The organism is Arthrobacter sp. CAN_A2 (assembly GCF_015752045.1).
In the GTDB taxonomy this organism is placed as follows: Bacteria; Actinomycetota; Actinomycetes; order Actinomycetales; family Micrococcaceae; genus Arthrobacter_D.
In genome coordinates this window covers 1-5632 of record NZ_JADOUS010000037.1, presented here as the reverse complement: position 1 = coordinate 5632, position 5632 = coordinate 1, and the positions used below count along the sequence as shown (strand labels likewise).

At 63.8% G+C, this 5632-nt stretch carries 5 protein-coding genes and 1 pseudogene; 2 read left to right on the top strand and 4 right to left on the bottom strand.

What is annotated here, in order from left to right; translation table 11 throughout:
* Positions 1–94: 94 nt before the first annotated feature.
* Positions 95–523 (bottom strand): annotated as a pseudogene (locus tag IWX63_RS16210) (helix-turn-helix domain-containing protein); the annotation flags it as partial.
* Between the two features lie 677 nt (positions 524–1200).
* A complete protein-coding gene (locus IWX63_RS16205; RefSeq protein ID WP_199279186.1) occupies positions 1201–2511 on the bottom strand; it encodes an ISL3 family transposase in 1311 nt (436 codons plus the stop codon).
* A 325-nt stretch (positions 2512–2836) separates the two neighbouring features.
* Between IWX63_RS16205 and IWX63_RS16200 the strand changes: the two genes are divergently transcribed.
* Positions 2837–3409, top strand: coding sequence for a recombinase family protein (locus IWX63_RS16200; RefSeq protein WP_199279185.1), 573 nt, complete (start codon positions 2837–2839; stop codon positions 3407–3409).
* 231 nt (positions 3410–3640) lie between these two features.
* On the opposite strand, the gene IWX63_RS16195 is transcribed toward IWX63_RS16200, so the two are convergent.
* On the bottom strand, positions 3641–4207 hold the full coding sequence (locus IWX63_RS16195) for a hypothetical protein (RefSeq protein WP_199279184.1): 567 nt from the start codon (positions 4205–4207) through the stop codon (positions 3641–3643).
* 278 nt (positions 4208–4485) lie between these two features.
* Positions 4486–4761, bottom strand: a complete 276-nt coding sequence (locus IWX63_RS16190; protein WP_199279183.1) for a hypothetical protein — start codon at positions 4759–4761, stop codon at positions 4486–4488.
* 480 nt (positions 4762–5241) lie between these two features.
* Here IWX63_RS16190 and IWX63_RS16185 point away from each other — a divergent pair.
* Positions 5242–5632, top strand: a 391-nt coding sequence (locus tag IWX63_RS16185) for a hypothetical protein (RefSeq protein WP_199279182.1), incomplete at its 3' end; no start/stop codon positions are given.

Genomic DNA, 5632 nt, shown 5'->3' with positions numbered 1-5632 from the left:
ACCCGAACGACGTCCACTACAGTTACCAGCAGCCAGCCCTGGCAGCGTAGAGATAATCACCGACTCCGCTGTCCGAAATCACCGCAGCAGCCCAGACCATGTGTCCGGCATATCGGGCCACGATCCTGGTGCTTGCGCGGTTGTCGGCGCCGGTGGGGTCGATGTCCCGCCGGCGGGAAATCCCAAGCCGGCGCAACCATCGGGCTACGGTCACCGGTGAGATCCGGTGGCCTTCCCGGACGAGCTCGAGGTGGATCTGGCGTGCCGTCCATTTGTGCTTCCGGCGCAGCTCCTCGATCCGGTCCACCACCGCGTCGGGGGTCTGGGTGGGACTGGTGTGCGGTGCGCTGGAACGATCAATCAGACCCACCTCGCCGAGCACCTCGTAGCGGCGCACCCACTTCGTGAGTGTCTGGCGGGCGACCCCGGCTTCTGCCGCGACGTGGGCGATCGGGCGGTGCTGGCAGCGGTCTACCAGGCGTCGTCTTCCAGCAGGGGTCAACGGGGCATTAGCGTGGGTCATGAGGGGTAGGTCCTTCGTGCGAATGGTTTGTAGAGGTACTTCCATCCTGCAACCGGGGACCTACCCCTTTCTCACACCCAAACCGCCCGGCGTGTCACCAACGTCATGACCCACAACAGCTAGGCGGAAGCACTTTCGGGAACACCGAGCGGGCGTGGGAAGGCTTACTCGGACTAGTCGGCTAACCAGCTGACTGCAGACCAAGAAGACTTTCCCGGCCAGGTCTCGACCGCGTGAACGATCTCGACCGCCCAGAACTGTTGACCGGCCACCTTTTCTCGCGGTGGTGGTACTGACCCTGTTCATGAAGCCAGCACCGCCACTGCACGCGAATTGTCACATCCGCTGCAGGTCATCCACCTGGCGGTCCTCACCCAGGGATTCCGGAAAACACCACCCGAAACGAGTCTCGACGCCGCCGATGCCGGTGACGACCTCGCCGCTGCAGCCCACACCTGAGGCGAAGCCCGGCGCCGATCCAGCCACCCCGCGTCGCTGGATCGGCGCCGCGCAGTCCTTGGTCCGCGGCAAATGTTCCACTAGTCTCACGGATCATCCGGGTTTCTGTGGAGGACCAAGGCATCAGTCCAACAAACCCGCAGGTCGACCTACCCATGCGGAAACCACCGAATGAAAAACACCCGTCGTACTCACATTCGGGACCGCCCTTAGTCGGCTCATCGTAATTGAGAGTGGAGGCACGGTCTGAAACCCCCCGACTCCAGGAGTGATCGGGCGATGTAGTGGGTGAGGTTTCGGAACCCGAGGGCTGATCCGCGTAGGTGCTCGAGACGGCCGTTAGTAGCCTCCGTGGGTCCGTTGGAGGTGCCGGGTCGGTCGAAGAACGCAAGGATATCCGCGGCCCGTTGTTTCAGGGTCCGGCCGAGCCGTCGGATCTCGACCAGAGCGGCCGGCACGCCGGTGATGACTGCGTCGATCACGGCTTTCATCCGTTTCTTACCCTTCTGCTTATCGGGTTCCCGGTACGCGGCGACGATGCGTTGATAGATGCCCCAGGTGGCTTCGACCTCAAGGTGCTCCTCGGATCTGAACACCGCGTCCAGACGGGCGTGTTGCTTGTCGGTAAGGAGATCCGCGCCGGTATGCAGGGTCCGCCTCGACCGGTAGAGCGGGTCATCAGAACGACCTCGATGCCCGAGCGTGGCCTGTTGAACGCGTTGCCAGCACCGGTCGAGTCCGTCCCCGGCCAGACGAACCACGTGGAAGGGATCCATGACCGGTACCGCGTCGGGGAGCTCTTCCGCGGTGGCGGTTTTGAAGCCGGTGAACCCATCCATAGCGACCACGTCGATGCCGTCCCGCCAGGCCTGCGGGCGGCCAGCGAGCCAGGTCTTGAAGACCTGCTTGGAGCGGCCCTCGACCATGTCCAACAGGCGTGCCGGTCCCGTCTTCTCGCGGATCGGTGTCAGGTCGATGATGACCGTCACGAACTTGTCGCCCCTACGGGTGTGGCGCCAGACGTGCTCGTCCACCCCGATCGCGCTCACCCCGTCGAACCGGTGCGGGTCATCGATGAGCCGGCGCTTACCCTCGGCGAGAACCGCGGTGTTCGCGGTATGCCAGGACACGCCGAGACCGGCCGCGACGCGGGACATGGTGAGGTGATCGACCACGATCGCGAACAGCGCCCACCGGAGTCCGCTGCGGGAGATCTTCGCCCGAGGCTCGGCTGCCTTCGAAGTGTCCTGCCGCCAGGCACGCCCGCAATGCTCGCACCGGTACCGGCGTACCCGCACCAGCAGCGTCGTGGGTCGGTGACCGAACGGCTCGTGGGCGAGCCGACGCGTCACCGTGTCTTTCGGTGCTCCTTCCGCACCACAAGTACGGCACCACCGATCGGGTTGAAGAACTCGGCACTCAATCACAGCCTGACTCGCGCCGAGATGCTGGCCGACCGCCACCAATCCAAGCTCGTCGAGGCGGCAGAACGTGGTCAGGTCAGGGCGAACGAAGGTAGCGTTTAGCACGTCGAGGTCTTTCAGATGGATAGCGTGAGAACTTCCATCATCGGAAGGCCTCGACCTCTATCCCGCCACCGACGCGCCCACCCCGCTCACGTCGACGGCACCCGGCCTCCACTCTCAATTACGAAGAGCCCCTTAGTCGTCAATCCCGGTTGGCCGCTCTCCGATAGTGTCTCGGAAAAGACAGTTTTACGAGACATCCCGTCGGCCATGTAGGGGATAGAGAACTTCCGCGAGATCTCGGGGTAGCGTCTGTCTCGGAAAGTCGTCTCGCAGTAAAGTGTCTCAGCGTTCGTGTCGCCAGCACTTTATAAGGCAGGGTGGTGGGATGAGGCTTCTTGGCTATACCCGCGTGAGTACATCGGCCCAGGACGCGAAGCTGCAGCTCGACGCGTTGGTCGCCGCTGGGGTGCAGAAACGCGATGTGTTCTCTGACGTCACCTCGGGCAGCAGGGTCGCGGTAGAGCGTCCCGGGATGAAGAAGCTCCTCGAGTACGCCGACGAGTGGGACACCGTCGTCGTGTGGCGCGTCGACCGGTTGGGCCGGTCCCTGATCGATGTGTTGAACACGGTGAACCTGTTGCGGGAGCGGGGGATCCTGGTCCGGTCTCTATCGGATGGGATAGATCCGGAGACCTCGACGGGTCGGCTGATGCTGAACATGCTGGCCACGCTGGCAGAGTATGAGCGTGAGCTCATTGTCGAACGCGTCAACGCCGGTCTGGTTGCGGCCCGGCAGAGCGGGATCCGGTTCGGCCGGCCACGCTCGGACCCGAAGGTCATCGCTGCGAAGCTCGCCGTCGTGGCCGAGGCCCGGGCGAAAGGCGCGACCGCCGAGGACGCCGCGCGTCTGGTGGGCTGGAGCAGAGCAACCCTGTACCGGCACCAGAAGACCCAATGAGGCCGGACACCGTGCAGACCGAACCTGCTCGAGCAGAGCGCTCGATTGTCAGGAGGCCGCGGTGATCCGGCTCCTTCGGTAGTCAGTAAGCATCGACCCCCTACCAATGTTCCTGTTCCTGTTTCACGATTCCGGTCGCGCAGAAAGCCCGGATGGACCCTCAGGACAGGTTCGGGATCGTCGTGCCCGTTCGCACGCACCGATCGATCCGCGCATCCGCAGGTCTGCGCGTCAGTCCATCAGCTGGACGTACGCCCACCGCCCGCCGAGGTCGGAGCGCAATACTCGCAGCATCTCGCTGATGACCTCCCGAGTTGCCCCGTCGGTCACGACCGCGACCCGACCGACGACCGCTGAACCGGTCGTGTCCTGATCACCCATCAGGCCGAGTTCACCGCAGGATGCGCAGCTGAGCACTGGTTCCCTTCCGGTCTCATACCAGCCTTTGAGGGAACTCCAGAACGCGTCCTCGTCGAAGTCCTCTCCGCACGTGTGGCACGACGGCGGTCCGGTGCTGTCCATGGCGAGGAACATCCGGTCGAAGACGTCCGTGGGAGATACGACGGCGATCGTGTTCCTCCGGCTCGGTCCTGGGTCGGGGCCGTAATCGAACCAGGGCGACTGCCATACTGGGCCGGGCCGGTCGACGATCGCGTCGGACCAACGCTCATCTACGGCACGTTCATCCGGCTCGGCAAGGCCACGGCTGCGTAGGAACTCCCTGACCTCATACGCCCTCTGCTCGGCAGTGTTCTCGGTGGCGTCGAGATCGACGAACTGTTGGCGGTGATCTCCCATGTGTCTCATCCTCGCGGCAGAGCGGTCGCTGTCAACCTTGGGATGGACCGACCCGACAGATGCCACCTTCTCGGACCCGTCGGGCGAAACGCAGTCAGTCGCCCGCACTTCGCACCCCGACTCCTCACGCGTCTCGGCTGGAGGCCCCAGGGGCGGACTACCCCCTGGACGATGGTGTCCGACGGGGGATCGATCGTGGGATCAGTTGCGGGACGGTTCGGTTACGACCCGGCACGCCGATACTCGCGGCTCTCCACGCCCTGATGTTCTGCTGGGCCCTAGGGGCGGTTGCGTGTCCGGGCGTACCGGCGGGCAAGGTCATTCAGGGCGAGGGTAGTGATAATGATCGATACCGCCACGGCGGCCAGGCCGACGTAGAGCCCGGTCAGCATGGCCATTGGTGAGCTAGCGTCGGCCAGGAACCTGATCCCGCCAACGGCTCCGACCACCCAGAACAAGGCCACAGCGATGACCGCGACGAGGGACGGCAGGGCGTCGCGATGGTTCTTGAGCCAGTGTGATGGTCGTGCCCTGTTGATCCCCATGAGTGCCATGTTCCAATTCTCCGGTGACAGAACGACCCGGAGGCCGGAAACACGTACCGGAACGGTCACAGTTCGCACAGCCCAGTGCACCCAGGGCGGGTGTTCCACACACCGACTGCTCTGTGGGTGAGCTGGCGCCTGCCGGGTGCCGAGTGTCGGGTGTCGGGTGCCGGAGTGAAGCTGCAGCTCACCCACCGGTGGACGGCTTTGAGCTCCACCCTTCGGGCTCCACCCTTCGGGCTCCACCCGCCCACCGGTGGATAACCGGCATGATCGTCGCCGCCGGACCCGGTGATTGTGTCAAGCCGTTTTGGCCCCGGCCGGACGGCTTGAAGTGGCCCCGGCTGATGACCATCGAACGTAGCCAAGCCGTCAATGCCTTACGGTTATGACCCCGGTGCAGGATCCTCAAGCAAGTCATTCGGAGGCAGCTGTCTGATTCTCCTGGTGGAGCGAGTCGATGTGGCATCGGTCTGCGAAGCTGTCGCCATGACCATCGATATGAGAGCCATGCTCGGACGCGTCGTCCCGGAAGTCTTCGATGAGCATCTTGTGACGGCAGATGTGAACACCGATCACAAAGTTTGGCCCTACGGTTCACTCGTGATTAGCCGCACGAGCGAGGGGCGCTCAGTCATCATCGGAGCTGACGGTGGTCCATTCATAGTCGCCTACGTTCCGGAGCTGAACGTGCAGACCATGGTCTTCGATGAAGAGGACGATGAGGAGGACGCCGAAGTGTACCGGGAGGAAGCACTGCGAAAGCTCTGTCTTGTAATGCTGGTATACCGGCCCTTCGCATTTAGGCGTGGTTGGTTCGTTTCGCGCGGTAGGGGCGGTGGCCGCCGGCAGCGAGTAGGCAGCGGAGTCTGTAGTTGGT

Coding starts and splice junctions, on each gene's coding strand:
- IWX63_RS16195 (WP_199279184.1), bottom strand. CDS start 4,207: ATGGGAGATCACCGCCAACAGTTCGTCGATCTCGACGCCACCGAGAAC.
- IWX63_RS16200 (WP_199279185.1), top strand. CDS start 2,837: ATGAGGCTTCTTGGCTATACCCGCGTGAGTACATCGGCCCAGGACGCG.
- IWX63_RS16190 (WP_199279183.1), bottom strand. CDS start 4,761: ATGGCACTCATGGGGATCAACAGGGCACGACCATCACACTGGCTCAAG.